Source organism: Ruegeria sp. YTSC003 (assembly GCF_059609785.1).
Map to the genome: position 1 here is coordinate 572,819 of NZ_JBXWMK010000002.1, position 18,505 is coordinate 591,323.

At 58.2% G+C, this 18,505-nt stretch carries 18 protein-coding genes and 1 riboswitch; of the genes, 8 read left to right on the forward strand and 10 right to left on the reverse strand.

Annotation, left to right across the window (positions count from 1 at the left end; genetic code table 11):
- Positions 1 to 4: 4 nt before the first annotated feature.
- The gene (locus tag AC2FFH_RS06550; RefSeq protein WP_496844008.1) at positions 5 to 529 is read right to left on the reverse strand and encodes a DUF6446 family protein; all 525 of its coding nucleotides are present in this window, start codon (positions 527 to 529) and stop codon (positions 5 to 7) included.
- A gap of 91 nt (positions 530 to 620) precedes the next feature.
- On the opposite strand from AC2FFH_RS06550, the gene AC2FFH_RS06555 reads away from it, so the two are divergent.
- Positions 621 to 1,253 carry a MarC family protein gene (locus tag AC2FFH_RS06555; protein ID WP_058277621.1) on the forward strand — a complete coding sequence of 211 codons (633 nt, stop codon included), beginning with the start codon at positions 621 to 623 and terminating at the stop codon, positions 1,251 to 1,253.
- Between the two features lie 8 nt (positions 1,254 to 1,261).
- Here AC2FFH_RS06555 and AC2FFH_RS06560 read toward each other — a convergent pair whose 3' ends face one another.
- On the reverse strand, positions 1,262 to 2,191 hold the full coding sequence (locus tag AC2FFH_RS06560) for a glycine--tRNA ligase subunit alpha (protein WP_058274256.1): 930 nt from the start codon (positions 2,189 to 2,191) through the stop codon (positions 1,262 to 1,264).
- A 205-nt stretch (positions 2,192 to 2,396) separates the two neighbouring features.
- Here AC2FFH_RS06560 and AC2FFH_RS06565 point away from each other — a divergent pair, with 205 nt between their 5' ends.
- Entirely contained in the window at positions 2,397 to 4,130 is a 1,734-nt protein-coding gene (locus AC2FFH_RS06565) for a serine protease (protein WP_496844009.1), read from the forward strand.
- A gap of 55 nt (positions 4,131 to 4,185) precedes the next feature.
- Here AC2FFH_RS06565 and AC2FFH_RS06570 read toward each other — a convergent pair whose 3' ends face one another.
- Entirely contained in the window at positions 4,186 to 5,760 is a 1,575-nt protein-coding gene (locus AC2FFH_RS06570) for a thiamine pyrophosphate-binding protein (protein ID WP_496844010.1), read from the reverse strand.
- Positions 5,760 to 7,208 carry a TrkH family potassium uptake protein gene (locus AC2FFH_RS06575; protein ID WP_496844011.1) on the reverse strand — a complete coding sequence of 483 codons (1,449 nt, stop codon included), beginning with the start codon at positions 7,206 to 7,208 and terminating at the stop codon, positions 5,760 to 5,762. Before AC2FFH_RS06575 ends, AC2FFH_RS06570 begins: the two co-directional genes overlap by 1 nt.
- On the opposite strand from AC2FFH_RS06575, the gene AC2FFH_RS06580 reads away from it, so the two are divergent.
- A complete protein-coding gene (locus tag AC2FFH_RS06580; RefSeq protein ID WP_496844012.1) occupies positions 7,207 to 7,929 on the forward strand; it encodes a hypothetical protein in 723 nt (240 codons plus the stop codon). The two genes, AC2FFH_RS06575 and AC2FFH_RS06580, sit on opposite strands and share 2 nt — an antisense overlap.
- Positions 7,930 to 8,263: 334 nt before the next feature.
- Here the strand turns inward: AC2FFH_RS06580 and folE2 are convergent, their stop codons facing one another.
- Both folE2 and metZ read right to left on the reverse strand, forming a co-directional pair.
- Positions 8,264 to 9,367: a GTP cyclohydrolase FolE2 gene (folE2, locus tag AC2FFH_RS06585; RefSeq protein WP_496844013.1), complete on the reverse strand. Its 1,104-nt coding sequence runs from the start codon at positions 9,365 to 9,367 to the stop codon at positions 8,264 to 8,266.
- 169 nt (positions 9,368 to 9,536) lie between these two features.
- Positions 9,537 to 10,727: an O-succinylhomoserine sulfhydrylase gene (gene metZ, locus AC2FFH_RS06590; RefSeq protein WP_496844014.1), complete on the reverse strand. Its 1,191-nt coding sequence runs from the start codon at positions 10,725 to 10,727 to the stop codon at positions 9,537 to 9,539.
- Between the two features lie 65 nt (positions 10,728 to 10,792).
- A riboswitch (SAM riboswitch) is annotated at positions 10,793 to 10,870 on the reverse strand.
- A 121-nt stretch (positions 10,871 to 10,991) separates the two neighbouring features.
- On the opposite strand from metZ, the gene AC2FFH_RS06595 reads away from it, so the two are divergent.
- The gene (locus AC2FFH_RS06595) at positions 10,992 to 11,681 is read left to right on the forward strand and encodes a glutathione S-transferase N-terminal domain-containing protein (protein ID WP_496844015.1); all 690 of its coding nucleotides are present in this window, start codon (positions 10,992 to 10,994) and stop codon (positions 11,679 to 11,681) included.
- A 791-nt stretch (positions 11,682 to 12,472) separates the two neighbouring features.
- On the opposite strand, the gene AC2FFH_RS06600 is transcribed toward AC2FFH_RS06595, so the two are convergent.
- The gene (locus tag AC2FFH_RS06600; RefSeq protein ID WP_496844016.1) at positions 12,473 to 12,628 is read right to left on the reverse strand and encodes a hypothetical protein; all 156 of its coding nucleotides are present in this window, start codon (positions 12,626 to 12,628) and stop codon (positions 12,473 to 12,475) included.
- Positions 12,629 to 12,808: 180 nt separating this feature from the next.
- Here AC2FFH_RS06600 and AC2FFH_RS06605 point away from each other — a divergent pair, with 180 nt between their 5' ends.
- Entirely contained in the window at positions 12,809 to 13,543 is a 735-nt protein-coding gene (locus tag AC2FFH_RS06605; protein ID WP_496844017.1) for an extensin-like domain-containing protein, read from the forward strand.
- A gap of 4 nt (positions 13,544 to 13,547) precedes the next feature.
- On the opposite strand, the gene AC2FFH_RS06610 is transcribed toward AC2FFH_RS06605, so the two are convergent.
- Positions 13,548 to 13,919 (reverse strand): OB-fold nucleic acid binding domain-containing protein, encoded by a 372-nt coding sequence (locus AC2FFH_RS06610; protein ID WP_496722965.1) that lies wholly within the window; start codon positions 13,917 to 13,919, stop codon positions 13,548 to 13,550.
- A 127-nt stretch (positions 13,920 to 14,046) separates the two neighbouring features.
- On the opposite strand from AC2FFH_RS06610, the gene AC2FFH_RS06615 reads away from it, so the two are divergent.
- Complete coding sequence (locus AC2FFH_RS06615; RefSeq protein WP_058273927.1) at positions 14,047 to 14,370, forward strand: 2Fe-2S iron-sulfur cluster-binding protein; 324 nt, start codon at positions 14,047 to 14,049, stop codon at positions 14,368 to 14,370.
- A complete protein-coding gene (locus tag AC2FFH_RS06620; protein WP_496738787.1) occupies positions 14,370 to 15,092 on the forward strand; it encodes an FG-GAP repeat domain-containing protein in 723 nt (240 codons plus the stop codon). Before AC2FFH_RS06615 ends, AC2FFH_RS06620 begins: the two co-directional genes overlap by 1 nt.
- 81 nt (positions 15,093 to 15,173) lie before the next feature.
- Here the strand turns inward: AC2FFH_RS06620 and purD are convergent, their stop codons facing one another.
- On the reverse strand, positions 15,174 to 16,436 hold the full coding sequence (gene purD, locus AC2FFH_RS06625) for a phosphoribosylamine--glycine ligase (protein WP_496844018.1): 1,263 nt from the start codon (positions 16,434 to 16,436) through the stop codon (positions 15,174 to 15,176).
- Between the two features lie 74 nt (positions 16,437 to 16,510).
- Between purD and xseA the strand changes: the two genes are divergently transcribed.
- Positions 16,511 to 18,004 carry an exodeoxyribonuclease VII large subunit gene (gene xseA / locus AC2FFH_RS06630; RefSeq protein ID WP_496781425.1) on the forward strand — a complete coding sequence of 498 codons (1,494 nt, stop codon included), beginning with the start codon at positions 16,511 to 16,513 and terminating at the stop codon, positions 18,002 to 18,004.
- A gap of 6 nt (positions 18,005 to 18,010) precedes the next feature.
- On the opposite strand, the gene AC2FFH_RS06635 is transcribed toward xseA, so the two are convergent.
- Positions 18,011 to 18,406, reverse strand: a complete 396-nt coding sequence (locus AC2FFH_RS06635; RefSeq protein ID WP_496766821.1) for a hypothetical protein — start codon at positions 18,404 to 18,406, stop codon at positions 18,011 to 18,013.
- Between the last annotated feature and the right edge of the window lie 99 nt (positions 18,407 to 18,505).

Genomic DNA, 18,505 nt, shown 5'->3' on the forward strand with positions numbered 1-18,505 from the left:
ATCCTCAATTCTGTGGCCGGTCCGGGCATTCTTCGCCAATCACGGTGCCGTCATAGGCCTTTTCGCCGCAATTGTTCAGGGCGTGCCAGACATAGCCTTTGCCGCCATTTGTAACGGCAACAATTCGGTCAACGCCAAAGTGGATGTTTTTTGCACCCAGAAAGGCCTTGGCCTCGCCTGATTTCAGAGCATCCGCAACCGCTACGGCATCAAAACAATCGAACCATCCGGGCGCGGTCAACGGCTCTGCATTCTCGACCGCGACATAGTTTTCCTCAATCTGCGCAAGCGTCATATCCGTTTCGAAACAGGCACGGTAGCGGATGGGTGAGCTGTCCGCGTCAATCGCCTGAAACGCGCTGTAGGACATAGGCGTGGGCGCCTCGGCCCCTTCCGTCATCAACATGACGTCCTTTCCGGGCTTGGATTCCACGTCATAGTAAAATCCGTAGATCTGCAGGTAATACATCCCAAAACCGGCTACTGCCGCCGAGATCAGCACTATGATCGCAAGCACTTTTCCTGTCATTGTCTTTTCCTTTTGCTCACGATGCCTCTTTCACGATCGGTAAAAATAGGACAGGTTCCAATTGATTACAGGCCGGAAAGAGACTTTTGAAATGGACAGCACCCTTGCCGTAGGATTCTTCGGAGCGCTTTTTGCGATCATGAATCCAATCACGAACCTGCCAGTATTCCTTAGCGTCACCGACGGCCTTGCCCCGGCTGAGCAACGCAAAGTGGCGACAAAGACGGCGCTCTACTGCCTGATCCTCGGCGCATCGTTTGCGGCTGTAGGAAGTCAAACGCTCAGCCTGTTCGGCATCAGCGTCGATGACCTGCGTGTCGCGGGTGGTCTGGTCGTTCTGATGATTGGCCTGAACATGCTGAACGGAAAGCCCAGCACGTCGCATCACGGAACCGAGGGTGAAAGGCAATCCTATCCTGAACCGGACACGGTTGCCTTTTATCCGCTGGCATTTCCGATCCTTGTCGGGCCGGGCACAATTACCACGTTGATCCTGTATGCGAGCCACATCCACAAACCGGTAGATGCCATTGTTTACGCTGGCGTTTTCCTGGCCGTTCTGCTGTTGCTGTTCGTGACATTCTGGAACGCCGCAGCCATTGCCAAACGTCTGTCTGACAATGCTCGTGTTATCATGAGCCGGTTCATGGGCATGATCCTGTCGGCCATCGCAATCAGCATGATCGCTGCTGGCCTTAAGGTCTTGCTGCCCGGACTGGCCTGAGCGGCGCATTAGGCCTGGAACCCGGCGGCCTCGGTCAGCAGGAATGCGTCTGCGCATTGCTTCGCCAAAGCCCGCACGCGGCCGATATAGGCCTGCCGCTCGGTTACCGAGATCACGCCCCGCGCGTCCAGCAGGTTGAACACGTGACTGGCCTTGATGCACTGATCATATGCCGGGTGCGCCATGATGATGCGCTTGCCAGTTTTTGGGTCGTCATGCTCTTGTGCCAGAATGGCGGCGCACTCAGCTTCGGCCTCCTCGAAGTGGCGCAACAACACTTCGGTGTTGGCCACGTCAAAGTTCCAGCGGGCGTATTCTTCTTCGGTCTGCTTGAAGATGTCGCCATAGGAAAGCGGGCTTGGTGACTGCGGATCGTTGAATGGCATGTCCATCACGTGGTCGATGCCCAATACATACATCGCCAGACGCTCCAGACCATAGGTCAGCTCGCCCGAGACCGGTGCGCAATCATGGCCACCGACCTGCTGGAAATACGTGAACTGGCTGACTTCCATGCCGTCGCACCAGACTTCCCAACCCAAACCCCAGGCACCCAGAGTGGGGCTTTCCCAGTCGTCTTCGACAAACCGGATGTCATGCAGGTTCATGTCGATGCCGATGGCTTCGAGGCTGCCGAGATACAGGTCCTGCAAATCCGGCGGGCTGGGTTTGATCAGCACCTGATACTGATAATAGTGCTGCAACCGGTTGGGGTTCTCGCCGTAGCGTCCGTCCGTCGGACGGCGCGAAGGCTGCACATAAGCTGCGGCCCAGGTTTTCGACCCCAACGCGCGCAAGGTGGTCGCCGGGTGGAACGTGCCTGCACCAACCTCCATGTCATAGGGCTGCAGAATAGCGCAGCCTTTCGAGGCCCAATAGGTCTGAAGCCGCAAGATAATCTCTTGAAAAGAACGTGGTGCGCTGGACTGGTCGGTCATGACATTCCCTTTGGACGCCACTGCGCCCGGTTCCGTTGGGTTTTGCCCTTCCTATGCAAGGGGCCGTTGGGCGTCAACGGGCGGCAAAGCCTATGCTGTCACTGCGCAGCCACACTGTAAATTCCCCGTATTCCGGGCATGGCTTTCGGTACGTGAGTTCGCGTAGGGTCCGGCAAAGATAAAACACTGCGGACACGGGCAGACAATGACTCGCATATTTACGGCAATTTTGTTTCTTTTTCTCATCGGCGCGCGCGCTGTTTTTGCACAGCAGGACGCAGGCGTCTGGGTGCAGGTCGAAGCGCAGCCCTCGCTGCGCGAAGCGCAGGAACGCGCGCGGGCCTATGCCAGCACCCTACCGGACGTAAACGGGTTTCGCTTGAACTCTGGTTGGTATGCCATTGTTATCGGGCCCTATTTGCGTAGCGACGCGGAACAGGTTCTAAGCGTTTACCGCGCCGAGGGGCAAATCCCTGCGGACAGCTACATCGCTTTTTCCAGCGCATTGGGACAGCAATTCTGGCCGGTTGGAGAGAACATTCTGGACCGGGGCGTCGTGACGCCACCAGTTGAATCCCAGCCTGAACAGCCTGCTGTTGGCGTAACCCCGCAGGCCTCGGACGAGACACGCTCACAAGCGCTGCAAAGCGAACGTCTTCTAAGCACTCAGGAACGCATGAATTTGCAAACCGCTTTGCAGGCCGCGGGTTTTTACAATTCAACGATCGATGGCGCATTTGGCCAAGGCACGCGCCGCTCCATGGGCGACTGGCAGCGGTTCAATGGCTTTGAGGCTACCGGCGTTCTGACGACCGCACAGCGCAAGGCGTTGATTGACGACTTTAACGCCCCCCTTCTGAGCGTTGGAATGGAGCGTTATTCCGACCCGCAGGCCGGTATCGATGTGGATCTGCCGATGGGTGTCATCGCATTCGACCGTTATGAGGTCCCGTTTGTTCACTTCAAAAGCACAACCGATCTGAACGCCAAGGCCCTGTTGATCAGTCAGAAGGGCGACAAGGCCACGCTGCGCGCCCTTTATGAAGTGCTGCAATCGCTGGAAATCGTTCCACTCGACGGCCCACGACAACTGCGCGGCGACAGCTTTACGCTGGAAGGGCGTGGTAATGGGATCGTGACCTATAGCGAAGCACGGTTGGACGATGGCCAGATCAAAGGCTTTACACTGGTTTGGCCAGAGGATGACGATGCCCGGCGCGCCAGAGTGCTGGCCGCAATGAAGACCGGCTTTACTGCAACTGGCGCAGTACTGGACGCAGCAGCAGGTGCCAATGCCGAGCAGCGGATTGATCTGGTGTCCGGGCTGCAGGTGCGCACACCGCGTCTGTCCCGTTCCGGTTTCTTCGCTGATGCAAGCGGCACGGTTCTGACCGTTTTTGAGGCCGCTGACAGCTGCACACGCATTACGTTGGATGACGATCAAGAGCTTCAGCTCGCCTCGTCTGATGCCGATCTGGGTGTGGCGGTTCTGCGCCCCAACCGCAATCTGGTTCCGGTCAACGTGGCAGAGTTCAGTGCCGATGCACCGCGCATTCAATCTGAGATCGCGGTGTCGGGTTTCTCGTATGAGGGCGCTTTGGGCGCACCGACGCTTACCTTTGGCCAAATCGCTGATGTGCGCGGCCTGAACGGAGAAGACGGCGTGAAACGCCTGGCGTTGGCAGCCCAGCCCGGCGATGCGGGCGGGCCAGTGTTTGACGGCAATGGCCAGGTTGTTGGCATGCTGCTGCCGACCCCGACCGAAGGACGCACCCTGCCCGCGTCCGTCAGCCTCGCTGCAACGGCCAACAGCCTGAGTGAGGTTCTAGCCAAGGCGGGTGTATCCGGTCAATCGGGTCAGCCGACGGCACAAATCTCGCCCAATGAACTCAGCCGCCGGGCGACCGGAATGACCGTATTGGTTCATTGCTGGGATTGATCTCTGCGCCAAATCGCACAAAGCGCCGCTCGTCCGAGCGGCGCTTTTTTGTTGGCTAAAGGATATCCGGCGTGACACGGATCAGTGTCGGGACCGGGGCCGTAAAGGCGGCTCGGACCGCCTCCTGCATCTCGGGTAAGCTGGAGGGCGCAGACGACAACGCGCCGAAGGCCTCGGCCAGTTTGCAGAAATCCGGGTTGCGCGCGACAACCGCATTCGGTGCGATCTGACCTCTGACCATGCTGTCCTCGATCTCTTTGAGTTTTCCATTGTCCCAAAGGATGATCGGCAGAGACAGGCCCAATTCGACCGCTGCCCCAAGCTCTTGCATCGTATAGTGAAAACCGTAATCGCCAGCGATCACCGCTGTAGGCTTACCTCGACGCGCCACGGCGCCGCCAATTCCGGCCGGCAGCGCATAGCCAAGTGTACCGAACCCGGTCGGATGGTGCCAGTGATAGGGATAGACCATATCCCAAACTTCTTTGGCGACATAAGCGAACTGGGTCATGTCAGAATAGATCATGGTGTCGCCGGGCATCGCCGCGCGAAGGGCATCCAGCACCGGGACGATGCCCGGTCGTTCCGCATCCACTTCGGCCCGCCAACGTCGGCGGGCGTCGGCTACTTCTTCCGCTGTCCAGCCCGTTGCAGGTTTGACATGATCAATGGCTGCCCAAAGCGCATGGGCAAAGCTTTCCCCGTCAGCTTGCAGCTTGACCGCTGCGCGATGCTGATCCGACAGCACCTTCGGGTCCAGATCTATACGCACCAGATTGGCCGTGTGGCCCAATGTGCTTCGCCACAAGTCGACCTCGCCCAATTCCGCGCCCACGACGACCACAAGATCGGCCGAGGCGATAACATCAGCGCTGCCCGGTCGTGGCAACATGGCTCCATAGTCCAAGGCATAGCCCAACCCCGCCATTCCGCGCCCGGCATACGTGGTGAAACAGGCCGCGCCCAACTGCGTCAGGATTTGCCGCCACAGATTCGACCGCGCGCCCCCACCCAGAATAAACAACGGGCGCCGTGCGATGTTCAGCATGGACATTACCGGAGCCAAATCCGGCGGCAAAACTTTTGAGCGCAAACCAGGTTGGTGGGGAAACGGTGCAGGATCAGCATCGGCCTCAAGCTGTGCAATCGGCACTTGGATGTGTTTTGGGCGTGGGCGGTTGAGTTCGAACTCCTCAAAAGCACGCTCGACCAGATTGTAGGCTGCCTGCGCCGTATTGGCCTGATGCGACCAGTCCGTCACGGTTTCAGCCGCAGCACGCTGGTCTTTCATCTGGTGCAATTGCCCGTGCACCCCTTGCGTTTCATCAAGGCACGAGGACATCACCAGCATCGGGACCGAGTCCGTATAGGCCTGCCCCATCGGTGTCATGATATTGCACAACCCCGGTCCGGTGATGACATATGCAACACCCGGCTTGCCGGTCGCACGGGCATAGCCGTCGGCCATGAACCCTGCCCCCTGCTCGTGCCGGGCCAGCACATGGGTGATTCCGGCCTCTTCGATCCCGCGATACATTTCCTGATTGTGCACGCCGGGAATACCAAAGATCACATCCACTCCGCGATCCCGCAGCATATGCGAAATCTGCGCACCAAGGGGTCTTTTCATCAATTCCTCCAGAACTGGACAGTGAAGAGTGCATAAACGGCCAAAAGCTCAAGCCGCCCTACCAGCATTCCGATTGAAAGCAGCCATTTCGCGGTGTCGCTGAGCCCTGCAAAGTTGCCAGCCGGTCCGATTTGATCCCCCAGCCCCGGCCCTACATTGGCCAGCGCTGTGGCTGCACCGGAGACGGCAGTTATGAAATCCAATCCCGTCAGTGCCAGCGCCCAGGCCAGCACGCCCAACGAGAGCACGAAAAACATAAAGAAGCTCATAACCGAGGTCAGTACGTCTGGACCAATCGACCGGCCATCATATTGCGGCTTGAAAACACCATGAGGTGAGCGGATGCGGCGGATCTGGGTTTTGATCGAAGCAAACAGCAGTTGATACCGGAAGATCTTGATAGAACAGGCGGTTGAACCCGCGCAGCCGCCAATCAGACCGATCAGAAAGAACATCATGATCGGGAAACTGCCCCAGCCCATGTAATCGACGCTGGCATACCCGGTACCCGAAATGATCGAGGTGATATTGAACAGGGATTCCCGAACAGCCTGTTCCCAATGATGCGGGAAAACGGAGGTCAGAAAGACCGCCATAATGACCACCAGCACCAGAATGGTCGCCAGAAAGGTCCGTATCTGGCTGTCGCGGAAAATGGACCTCGCATTGCCATTGGCGAATTGGACGTAGCGCACGAAAGGCAGTGCAGCGAGGATCATGAAGACAGCGGCCGCATATTCTGCCGGGCCGGAAAACGTGCCAAAGGACGCGTCATAATTTGAAAACCCGCCCGTTGAGATCGTCGTCAGGGCGTGCACCACGGCATCAAAAAAGCCCATCCCCAGACCTGCATAGACCAGCGCGCAAACAATCGTCAGAAAGACGTAGATCAGGGAAATCTGGCCCGCGATCTCTTGCGCACGCGGCAGAATTTTCCCCATGGTTTCAAATCCTTCCGAGCGGAAGATTTGCATCCCCCCGACGCGAAGCTCGGGCAAGAAAACCATGGCCACGACGATGATGCCGATGCCGCCCAACCATTGCAGAAGCCCACGCCAAAGCAGCAACCCCTGTGGCAGGTTATCGAGGCCGGAAATCACTGTCGAGCCTGTCGTCGTCAGGCCCGACATCGCCTCGAAATACGCGTCGACAAAGCGCAGTTCGGTCTCGCCCAAAAGAAACGGAATGGCGCCAAAAAATGGCAGTGCGACCCAGACCCCTGTGGTCAGTAAAAAGGTCTGACGGATCGTTAGACCTTCGCCTACTCCGTTCGAGCAACTCATCGCCAGAACGACGCCGGTCAGAATCGTGATGACGCCGCTTTCGAGAAAAACGTGCCACTCGCCTCGGCCTTCGATGAAGTCCGCAAGCATAGGCAGCAGCATGGTCGCCCCAAGAATGGCGACCAATAGGCCAATCACATATCCAACCGGGCGCATATCCGTCATGAGGCGCAGCGTTGGCGCGCCTGCACGACTGTGTCAAGCCAGTGTCGGGTTTTACCCGTCCGTTTTGCGGGCCGTTGTTGGCATCGCGGGCGGATTAGACGGGGCGCGCGGGCGACGCGCCGGAGTTGCCTGTACCCCTTCGGGCTTTGCGGCAACGGCTTTTGCAGGCGCAGGCTGCGCCGCGACCGGCTTGGCGGGTGCAGGTTTCGCCGCGACCGGCTTGGGTGCGGCTGGTTTGGCCGGGGTCTTTGGCGCAGTGGTGTTCGCTGCCACAGGTTTCGGCTTGGCAACCGCTGCCGGTTTTGGCGCAGGTGTTTTTCTAGCAACGGCAGGCTTTGGTTTGGCTGCCGCTGCGGGTTTGGCCGATGGCTGCCCTTTGGCGACCGCAGGCTTGGCGGCAGGCTTTTCTGCAACTTCGGTCGATTTGGCCGCCACCGGGGTGGGTTTGGTCACTTCAGCCACCGTTTTGGACGCGGTCGGCTTTGGTGATTCGACCTTGGGCCTTGCAGCAGCTTTCTTGCGGGCCACAGGCTTGGGTTTGGCCACCACCGCAGGTATTGCCTTGGCGACCGGTTTGGCCTTGGGCGCGGGTTTTGCCGAGGGTGCAGCCGGGGCCGGAGCAGCAGCCGACGCGTGCAAGGCACTAACCGACACAAACGGCAGCTCCATCGCCGAACGAGTCAAAATCTGCATAATTTTCATTTGGTTGCTAACCGCATAGCCGGCCATTCTGATGGCCGCAGCCTGAAATTCCAGCGGTTGGGAAATTGGATTCATACTTTAGTTCTCCTCTGAAAGCGATGCAGCCTGCAAAAGAGTGAATTGAGCTGCCCGTCCCGATTTTCGGGCGGATCAAGAAGTCACGAAGTCCTGAGCGTCGCACGTCTCAGCTTCCCTTCAGAGTGGCAGACGCACGAACAGAAATTCGCCTGCCACGGCTGCATTCCACACCAGTGTTACTTGAAGGATCGTGCAAATGCAGCACGAATTGCCGCGCTGCGGCGGAAAACCGCTCTTAGTCTAAAAATGATACTTTATTGATCCACCCTGCCCCGTCACCCGACGTGGAACAGGGTGGTGAACAGCCGCGGGTCCAGGCTGGGTGACACAAAGGTCGGACCTTCGGTCAGAACCGACACCGCATCGTGGCTGTGCAGGCTTTCCTGGTGGCTTGCGACCACGCGGAAATCGCCGATATGGTGATCGGCCAGCAATTCGGCACAGAACAAACGGGCAGCGTCTTCGACAAAGATCGGATTGGCCGCATTAAGCTCGGCAAAGGCCTGTTCATCCTCGCGTTTGACCATCACCTGCGTTTCTGTCGGAACGGCACGGCGGCACAAGGCAATCAGATCCTCGAACCACAGGCAATCCGTGTCGCAGTCGACCACAACAGATATCCGCGCCACTGAACGTTGCGAATGCGGTGTGGCCAGCTGTCCACGTGTTGCGCGTGCGTGCTCGCTGAGTTCCAGCGAACAGGGACATGTTGAGGAATAGACATAGTCCAGATGCATGATCTTCTGGCGCACTCCGCCCTGTTCAACCAGCTCAAGTGCGATGTCGTAATACTGGTACCCTTCCAAACCGGACCGCAGGCTTTGCACACGGTCGGGATAGGAAAACCGCATCTGGATACGGGCGTCAAAGCTGTCCAGATCGGTCATATAGTCATCCAGCGCGGCCTCCATGACTTCAAAGCTGAACGTACGCTCGGCGTGTTTGTAAAACGAGCGCATGATCCGGGACATGTTGATGCCCTTCTTTTCGGCATCCAGACTGACAGTCCCGGTCACCGAGGTCTCTAGCGTCAGATCATCGCCGCGCTTGCGATGAAACCGGATCGGCAGGCGGAAATTCGAGATACCAACATGCTGGATTTGCTGTTTTGCACCCCGGATCAGACTGGACGGGCCATTCTGCAGATCCGGCAAGGTCGCGCGATACGCACTGTCGACCGCGAACCCCTCGGGGTATTCGCGCGACAGGGACGGATAGTTTATGGGCACCAGACCAGGCACCAGACGCGCAATTGCCGGGTCGAGCTGGCTGATCTCGGTCTCGGTTGCTGACTCGGCCCATTTGCGCAGTGTCTTCAGAGCGGCTGCGGCTTCGTCATTGTCGGGCATATCCTCAATGTCGCGGGGGTGCACGTTCATCGATCGGGTTCCTCGGTTGGTCGCCGGACCATATTCGTGTTCGGCTTGCGTTCCAGTGTAGCTTTATACGCTGAAAAACACAGCCCGGATCGAAATTCGGCGAAAATCGCATGACTTACGTCATTTTCACCTAGTTTCGACCCGGTTGTCAGTAAACCGCAGCCGTCAGTTAACGTTGCGACACATCCAGCGCGTGTTTGATGTCTGCAAGCAGATCGCCCGCGTCCTCCAACCCGACGGAAAAGCGGATCAGGCCGGGCGTGATGCCCAATTCATCCTTCTGATCGTCGCTCAGACGCTGGTGCGTGGTCGTTGCGGGGTGTGTCGCGATTGATTTGGCATCGCCCAGATTGTTCGAAATGACAGGGATCGTCAGCGCGTTCAGGAATGCAAACGCTGCGTCCTTGCCGCCCTTGATGTCCAGTGACAGAACTGTTCCGCCTTTGCCACCCAATTGAGCTTGGACCAATGCGTTTTGCGCATGGGTTTTCAGACCCGGATAAAGCGTCCGTTCCAGCGCCGGATGCCCCTCAAGCGCTTCGGCAATGGTCTGTGCCGTCTCGGCCTGAGCGTTAACGCGCAGCGCCATCGTTTCCAGACCCTTCAGCATGACCCAGGCGTTAAACGGGCTCAGCGCTCCACCGGTGTGCTTCAGATAGGGCTCGACCGTTCCCCGGATGAAATCCTTGGTGCCAATGATGACGCCGCCCAAAGCACGCCCCTGCCCGTCGATATGTTTGGTCGCGGAATAGACCACGACATCCGCCCCCTGTTCGATTGCGCGCGAGAAGACAGGCGTGGAAAAGACGTTATCCACGATGACAAGCGCGCCAACCACATGGGCCAGTTTGGCAACCGCCTCGATATCAATGACCTCAAGCGTCGGGTTTGACATGGATTCGAAGAAAACCGCCTTGGTCTCAGGGCGGATCGCCGCTTTCCAGGCGTCCAGATCGGTGCCGTCAACAAAGGTGACGTCCACGCCATAACGGGAAAGGATGTTTTCGAGGATATACAGACAGGACCCGAACAATGCCTTGGCCGACACCACATGGTCGCCCGCCTGTAACATCGAGGTCAGCGCCGCGTTCACTGCAGCCATGCCGGATGCTGTGGCAAACGCGTCCTCGCCACCTTCCAGCGCCGCGATGCGCTGTTCGAACATCGAAACGGTCGGGTTGCCATAGCGGGCATAAATAAACTCATCCGGGCCGGATTCGATAAACCGCGCCTCGGCTTGTTCGGCTGTCTCATAGACGAAGCCCTGTGTCAGAAAAATTGCTTCACTGACTTCGTTGTATTGGCTGCGACGGATGCCGCCATGGACGGCTTGGGTGCGTTTGTTCCAGCTCTCGCTCATCTCATTCCTCTCGACCCTTGTCTGGCAAGGGCATCAAAAAAACCCCAGACGCGGTCAAGCGAAAGGGGCCTTTCATCCTGACCTTTTAGCGGTGTTGTTTAGCGTGGCCCGCAATCCGGTAACAAATCGCCACGTAGCTTCTGCGATGCAAATACGCCGCGCATTCTTGGCCGTCAAGCCCGGTTGCCCTGTGTCACGCTTTCGTAACCGCCTCTTGCTGATTGCGCAGAATACCGCATGATCGCTTCAACCTGAGGAGGCACCATGATCGATCTGTATTTCTGGCCCACGCCGAATGGCTGGAAGGCGTCCATCGCTTTGGAAGAGATGGACCTTCCCTACACCACTCACCTGATCAATATCGGCAAGGGTGATCAGTTCGACCCCGAGTTCCTTAAAATCGCGCCTAACAACCGGATGCCTGCCATCGTTGACCCGGACGGCCCGGATGGCGCACCTATCTCGGTGTTCGAAAGCGGCGCGATCCTGATGTATCTCGCCCGCAAGACCGGGCGCTTTTATGGCAAAACCGAACGTGCACGAATCGCCGTCGAGGAATGGCTGATGTGGCAAATGGGCGGCGTCGGCCCAATGGCCGGTCAGGCGCATCACTTCCTGAAATACGCGCCAAACCTCGAGCCGCCGCAGGACCTGCCCTATGCCAAGGACCGCTACCGCGCCGAGGTCGGGCGGCTGTACGGAGTATTGGACCGACAGTTGGCCGAAAACGAGTACGTTGCGGGCGATTTCTATTCCATCGCAGACATGTCGATCTGGGGCTGGGCCAGCCTATGGGAAGGCCAGCAGCAGGTGCTCGAGGACAAACCCCACTTCGCCCGCTGGCTGGAAACGGTCAGCGCCCGCCCCGGCGTTCAGGCCGGGCGCGCGCTGCATGCGGAGTTACGTGGAGACCATCGGGACAAGCAGGCACAGGGGGTGTTGTTCAAGCGGTGATGCATTCAAAAACCACATTGGACCCACAATGACCTTCCGTCGTTAATGCTTTGGTTACGGCTAGGTTCGTTAGCGAAACTGGAATTCAGGCTCCGCATGGAAAGGCGTAGGCCTGCCCTTCCAGAGTCCACTGCGCAGCGCCGCAACATTCCTGCCGTCAACGCGCATCCGGGCCGTTAGGACAAAAGTCGCTTTCCTTTGTTTTGTGCTTGCTTTCTGAACTGGGTCTACTGGTCGCTCCGCCGTATCGAAAGGCAAGCCATGCGGTTTTTTCGACCGCACGGAGCGAAAGTTTGGAACTGGATGCTGCTTTCGGCCTGTTTCTTCCACCGACCGCGACAATTCGATGCCCTTTAGTTGCTGCAATTTAGAGAGGTATTTTTTTGCGGTCCCAAAGTGCCTACGTTCTAAGGAGTAAGCGCTCAATGCCTCCTCGATCATTCTGGCAGTGTGTACATATCCCTTTGAGCGCGTGAACTCCCGGAGCTCAGCAAGTTGATAGGAGATCTGGCTCTCATCCCGCAAGGCGGCCTTTTTGAGCGATCTATGTCGTGTTACGTTGGGCATCCGGGCTGTCGCTTAGAAGACGTTGAGTAGTGCGCAATCAAGTCTAAGTTCTGTCAAAGACCGACGCGCAATGACGCTTGCCAGTACCCGCCCGGGAGCGGAGAGTCGACCAACCGGCGTCAAAGTGGCGGAAAAGCGCTTAGACTTGGGGGGGGCTTAAGAGCCATAGCGGCGCTCCTCGGAACGTGAGTTTCGCGGTCGCAAAGCAGTGGCAAGGTTTCGCGTTATCGGTAGACAGACCCACCCTCCTCCCTCACCAGCACATCCAGCATGCCCGAGATATCCTCGACCTCTTCCGCGATCACATCGGTCATCGAATGCGCCCGCTGAATGTTGATTTGAGCTCGGGCAACCGGGGCAAGCAAGCGCAGTTTGTTCAAGCGATAAGGATTTTCTGCTATACTCTGGCTTTGCACAGGAAAAGGATAATACAAAGCCCCGCCCTATCTTTACTTCGCGCAGACGTACCAAGACCGGTCATGATACAATCGGTCCGAGCTGACAAGGGAACGAGTTATTTTATGCGAGTATTGGCCCCTCTGTTTGTATTATACGCAGGTATGGCAAGTGCCACGCCGGATTGCGAAGAACCTGCGCAGGCTCAAGCGCATGAGCTTGTGGCGTATGAACCGTCCACTGAACTGGACGTTCTCTTGGAGGAAGACACCGCACCTGTTCCCCCTAAGCAAGAACTGACTGTTTCCCCCAGACCGCGGCTGCGGCCCTGCAAGTTTCGTCAGATCGAAGTCGGCCGCGAAAGGATGCGCGAACGTGGTGCAGTGTGTGGCGACTGGACTATTCTCGGCGAAAAGCGAAAACCCTTTAGAGGAAAGTACCAGGGATGCGGCATTGCTGATCCGGTGCGCATCCGCATGGTATCTGACGTCCTTCTCAGCCAATTGGCGTTGATGGATTGCGAAACCGCCGTCACACTCAAAACATGGTTGGAGAACACAGCCAAACCGGCCTTTGCGAATCTGGGCGGCGGCCTGAAAGGATTGCGTCTGGCTGGTCATTATGCGTGCAAGACGCAGAACAATCAGCCACGCGCGCGGATTTCGGAACATGCCCGTGGCCGCGCAATCGACATTTCATCCTTCATACTTTTAGATGGCACCGTGATCACTGTGCGCGACGGATGGGCAGCCGAAGATACAAGCGATGTTATGCACGAACTGCACGCAGGCGCCTGCGGTCTGTTTGGCACCGTGCTGGGTCCTGACGCCGATCGCTATCACAAAGGGCACTTCCATTTTGACACAGCGCGCCGCCGTAGTGGACCCGTTTGCCGCTGACGGACTACCCCTCCCCCCGCACCAGCACATCCAGCATGCCCGAGATATCCTCGACCTCTTCCGCGATCACATGGGTCACCGAATGCGCCCGCTGCATCCGGCCCGTGACCCGCAGCAGCCGCCCCGAGATCACCGCCCGGCGGAAACGTTCATAGATCTTGCGCCAGACCACCACGTTCACGATGCCGGTCTCATCCTCGAGCGTGACAAAGATCACCCCCTTGGCCGTCCCGGGCCGCTGCCGCAAGATCACCAGCCCCGCGACCGCCACCAGCGCGCCCTCGGGCGGGTCGTTCAACCGATTGGCGGGCAGACACGCGGGCGGCCGCGGCCAGTTCCGGTTCGTAGATATAGGGCGGGTAGGCAACACAATCATGAGAACAAAAATAGAACATACGCAAGGAAAGTCCATAGACGGCGTGACGAGTCGCAAATGAGGCTGGAAAGACCTAAATGCCTTCACTATGGAAGAATTCGACAAGCGAAAGAGGAAGACGCACGCAATGGCAAAGATTACCTATGTCGAGCACGGCGGTACCGAACATACAGTCGAAGTCGCCAGCGGCCTGACCGTCATGGAAGGGGCCCGTGACAACAATATCCCCGGCATCGAGGCCGATTGCGGCGGCGCCTGCGCCTGTTCGACCTGCCATGTCTATATCCACCCCGACTGGGTCGAGAAGGTTCCGGCCAAGGACGACATGGAAGAGGACATGCTGGATTTCGCCTTTGAACCCGACCCGGCCCGCTCGCGCTTGACCTGCCAGATCAAGGTCACTGACGAATTGGACGGGCTGGTTGTTCAAATGCCCGAAAAGCAGATCTGATGCTTTTCAAAGCGATCGCGGCTGCCGCGATCGCAATTGGAATCTTTCCGAGCCAGACAAGATCTCAGCAGCCATGGCAGTATGAGCCGCTGGGTTCGGCAGAGTACTCCGAACCCACTGCGCGATACCCGCACGGGGTACTCGGTGATCAGATTGAATACGGCGCCCTGATCCTGCAATATGCGCCGGAATGGGCGAAATACACAATCCGGCTGCCAAAAGAGCGCGTTTTCGAAGATATCCGACCGCGCCTGATTGATATTGACAACGATGGCCGTCGCGAAGCTCTGGTGGTTGAAAGCCATCGTGACAAAGGTGCACGGCTTGCAATCTACAATGGCGGCGGCCTGATCGCCGCTACGCCCTACATCGGAACCCGCTTTCGCTGGCTCGCTCCGGTCGGTGCCGCCGACCTGGATGGCGACGGCAACGTCGAGATCGCCTATGTTGATCGCCCTCACTTGGCCAAAACCCTGCGCATATGGCGATTTACAGACGGCGAATTGATCGAAATCGCATCGCTGCCCAATCTCACCAATCACCGCATTGGAGAAGATTTCATCTCCGGCGGTCTGCGCGATTGCGGCGGCACTCCGGAACTGATCCTTGCCAACGGCAACTGGACCCGCGTCATCAGCGTCACTTACGAAAACGACTGGACCACCCACGACCTCGGCGCGTTTACCCGCCACAAAAGCCTGAACAACGCACTCAAGTGCTGATCCGCCTCTTCATCTGGCTAAAAATTTCCTGTGAGTGAGGCGATAGGCCGAAGGGGCAAAGCCCCCTGACCTAGCGACTGTTCAAAGAGCCCGCCAGCCGATGTCGCGGCGGTAAAAGCCTTCGGGCCAATCCACACCCTCAACCATCGCATATGCCCGGTCCCGCGCCTCTTGCAGTGTATTCCCGCGCGAGGTCACATTCAGCACGCGCCCGCCTGCGGCTTGCACTTGCCCATCAACGGCCTTGGTGCCCGCGTGGAAGATCATGTTGCTGCTGTCTTCAGGAAGCGCATCCAACCCCTTGATCGCAGGTCCTTTTACGTAGGAACCCGGATACCCCTGTGCCGCCATCACAACAGTGATCGCATGATCGTCGGCCCAGTTTACCTGCGTCTCGCTCAAACGGCCCTCGGCCGCGGCATGAAGTAGGTCCAGAACCTGGGCACCAAGCCGCATCATCAGAACCTGGCATTCCGGGTCACCAAAGCGGACGTTGTATTCGACCAACCTCGGTTGGCCGTCCTTGATCATCAGGCCAGCATACAAAACGCCCTGAAACGGCATGCCTCGGCGCTTCATCTCGGCCATAGTCGGACGCACGATCTCTTCCATCGCCCGCGCCTCGATCTCGGCACTCAGGACCGGCGCTGGGGAATAGGCTCCCATACCGCCCGTGTTCGGGCCCGTATCACCTTCTCCCACGCGCTTGTGGTCCTGAGCCGTGCCAATGGACAGGATGTCCTCTCCATCACACAAGACGAAGAGAGACGCCTCTTCGCCCTCCATGAACTCCTCAATCACCACCTCGGCCCCTGCGCCACCAAAAGCGCCGCCGAACATGTCGTCGATGCCCTCCAGCGCGGTCTGTTCGTCCATCGCGACGATCACACCCTTGCCTGCCGCCAAACCATCGGCTTTGACCACGATCGGCGCGCCCTGTTCGCGGATATAGGCTTTGGCAGGCTCGGCCTCGGTGAACCTTGCATAAGCTGCGGTCGGAGCGTTCGCCGCGTCACAGATTTCTTTGGTAAAACTCTTCGAGGCTTCCAGCTGCGCTGCATCGGCCGACGGTCCAAAGACCAGCACACCCGCTTCACGCAGACGATCTGCGACGCCAGCGGCCAATGGGGCCTCGGGGCCAACAATCACGAAATCAATCGCGTTCTCTTCAGCAAAGCTGACAACCGCGCCGCCGTTTTCAGTATCGAGCGCTGCGCACTCAGCGATCTGCGCAATTCCGGCATTTCCCGGGGCAACGATCAGACGGTCACATTTGGGGTTTTGCATCACCGCCCAGGCGAGGCTGTGTTCGCGCCCGCCGCTGCCGAGAATAAGGATGTTCATGAAGGTCTCCGATCTGCTTGGCCTCGCCTTCCGGGCGTTCTAAGCTGGCCGGGCATTTGACACAAGGCGCTGAAATGTCCGACCTGCTTGATGACCCGATCCCGGGCCAAAACACACCAGAATATACCGTTTCGGACATCTCGGGTGAGGTGAAACGCACGCTGGAAGGCACGTTCGGGCGAATCCGTGTGCGTGGTGAGGTCGGCCGCGTGTTCACGGCGCGGTCGGGCCACCTGTACTATGACATCAAGGATGACCGGAACGTGTTGGCCTGCACAACATGGAAAGGTCAGGTTTCCGGCCTATCGGTGGTGCCGGAAGAAGGTCTTGAGGTCGTGGTCACCGGTCGCCTGACGGCTTTTGGCGCGCAGTCGAAATACAACCTGAACGTCGATGAGGTCGCGGTCGCCGGGCAAGGCGCTTTGATGGCGCTGCTGGAAAAGCGCAAGAAACAGCTTGAGGCTGAAGGTTTGTTCGCACCCGAACGTAAAATGCCTCTGCCCTACCTGCCCCAGATTATTGGCGTGGTGACATCACCATCTGGCGCTGTGATCCGGGACATCCTGCACCGCCTGCGGGATCGCTTCCCGCGCAAGGTGCTGATCTGGCCCGTCGCTGTACAGGGCTCCAACTGCGCACCAGAAGTTGCGCGGGCCATCGACGGTTTCAACAAACTGACGCCGGGCGGCTCACTGCCTCGACCCGACCTGATTATCGTCGCCCGTGGCGGCGGTTCGATTGAAGACCTTTGGGGGTTCAACGAAGAAATTGTCGCGCGTGCGACGGCCGCTTCGGACATTCCGCTGATTTCGGCCGTTGGTCACGAAACAGATACGACGCTGATCGACTTTGTATCAGACCGCCGCGCGCCAACGCCGACCGCCGCGGCCGAGCTTGCCGTGCCGGTTCGAATGGAACTACTGGCTTGGACGGGTGAGCAAGGCGCGCGTTTGTCTCGTGCCGCGACGGACGCGGTTCAAAGGCGGTCTCAACGGCTTCGCGACCTGTCCCGCGCGTTGCCGCGCCCGGAAAGCCTGTTGAACACCCCACGCCAACGACTTGATTTGATTGCAGATCGACTTGCGCCCGCACTGAATCGCGGCGTGCAAAACCGACGTCTGCAGGTTGTCGAGCTGTCCGCACATCTGCGCCCGTCGACGTTGCGCAATCTCGTTTCGTCCAGAAACGAGGCCTTGCGCAACCTGTCATCCCGGCTTTCCCTGCGCCCAATCCGGCGCGAAATCGAACAACAACAACAAAATATCAACAGGTTGGCAGAACGAATGAACACGGCGCAGGCCACGCGACTGGATCGGATGCGGCAACAGCTGGACGCCGCCGACCGCCTGCGTGAAACACTAAGCTACAAAGCTACACTGCAACGTGGTTATGCTGTGGTCCGGGCCGAGGGAGAGGTTCTTACGACCAAGAAACAGGCCTCGAAACACAGCACGTTCGAGATCGAATTCGCGGATGGCCTCCTAAATACTGGTCAGCCCACGGCTTCGCGGGCGGCACCAAAAAAACCGGCCAAGAAAGATGCACCTGATCAGGGCTCTCTGTTCTAGCGACCTTCAGACGCCAATCTCGGGGCCGAGACAGACCATCTCTTCATTGATATCTTCGGCCTCGTACAGCTCGGTGGCTTCCGAGTTGCCTTCGAACAAGGCGGTCAACCCCCTGTCGGTCTTGGAAAAGACCCAGCATTGCGGATCAATCCTGTCTTCATAGATGAAGCAGATCTGCCCTCCTTGTTCGTACCAAACGCCCTCTTTGCAATTGCCATCCAGAAACGACCAGATCACGCGTTTATTGGGCAAATAGCGTTCGACGCCGTAAACCGTTCCCTGAAACCCATAGAACATGGTTTTTCCGCGCGTATAACTGTCAAACTCAGACCCGGACAAGGCCGGCTGGGCAACGGCCGCCTGCGCAGTGAGTGTCATAAGAATCGCAAGACGCGTCAGCATGAGATCATTTTGGCAGATGCAGTTCGGCATCGCCAATAAACAATTCCCCACAAACGGCTGCCTTCACGTCACCGCTTGAGTTGTAATGGCGATCCCGGT

Bases quoted from the DNA above. Each gene is read 5' to 3' on its own strand.
- AC2FFH_RS06580 (WP_496844012.1), top strand. From the start codon at position 7,207: ATGAGGCGCAGCGTTGGCGCGCCTGCACGACTGTGTCAAGCCAGTGTC.
- xseA (WP_496781425.1), top strand. From the start codon at position 16,511: ATGTCCGACCTGCTTGATGACCCGATCCCGGGCCAAAACACACCAGAA.
- AC2FFH_RS06595 (WP_496844015.1), top strand. From the start codon at position 10,992: ATGATCGATCTGTATTTCTGGCCCACGCCGAATGGCTGGAAGGCGTCC.
- folE2 (WP_496844013.1), bottom strand. From the start codon at position 9,367: ATGAACGTGCACCCCCGCGACATTGAGGATATGCCCGACAATGACGAA.
- AC2FFH_RS06615 (WP_058273927.1), top strand. From the start codon at position 14,047: ATGGCAAAGATTACCTATGTCGAGCACGGCGGTACCGAACATACAGTC.
- AC2FFH_RS06635 (WP_496766821.1), bottom strand. From the start codon at position 18,406: ATGCTGACGCGTCTTGCGATTCTTATGACACTCACTGCGCAGGCGGCC.
- metZ (WP_496844014.1), bottom strand. From the start codon at position 10,727: ATGAGCGAGAGCTGGAACAAACGCACCCAAGCCGTCCATGGCGGCATC.
- AC2FFH_RS06620 (WP_496738787.1), top strand. From the start codon at position 14,370: ATGCTTTTCAAAGCGATCGCGGCTGCCGCGATCGCAATTGGAATCTTT.
- AC2FFH_RS06575 (WP_496844011.1), bottom strand. From the start codon at position 7,208: ATGACGGATATGCGCCCGGTTGGATATGTGATTGGCCTATTGGTCGCC.
- purD (WP_496844018.1), bottom strand. From the start codon at position 16,436: ATGAACATCCTTATTCTCGGCAGCGGCGGGCGCGAACACAGCCTCGCC.
- AC2FFH_RS06610 (WP_496722965.1), bottom strand. From the start codon at position 13,919: ATGATTGTGTTGCCTACCCGCCCTATATCTACGAACCGGAACTGGCCG.
- AC2FFH_RS06560 (WP_058274256.1), bottom strand. From the start codon at position 2,191: ATGACCGACCAGTCCAGCGCACCACGTTCTTTTCAAGAGATTATCTTG.
- AC2FFH_RS06605 (WP_496844017.1), top strand. From the start codon at position 12,809: ATGGCAAGTGCCACGCCGGATTGCGAAGAACCTGCGCAGGCTCAAGCG.
- AC2FFH_RS06555 (WP_058277621.1), top strand. From the start codon at position 621: ATGGACAGCACCCTTGCCGTAGGATTCTTCGGAGCGCTTTTTGCGATC.
- AC2FFH_RS06550 (WP_496844008.1), bottom strand. From the start codon at position 529: ATGACAGGAAAAGTGCTTGCGATCATAGTGCTGATCTCGGCGGCAGTA.
- AC2FFH_RS06570 (WP_496844010.1), bottom strand. From the start codon at position 5,760: ATGAAAAGACCCCTTGGTGCGCAGATTTCGCATATGCTGCGGGATCGC.
- AC2FFH_RS06565 (WP_496844009.1), top strand. From the start codon at position 2,397: ATGACTCGCATATTTACGGCAATTTTGTTTCTTTTTCTCATCGGCGCG.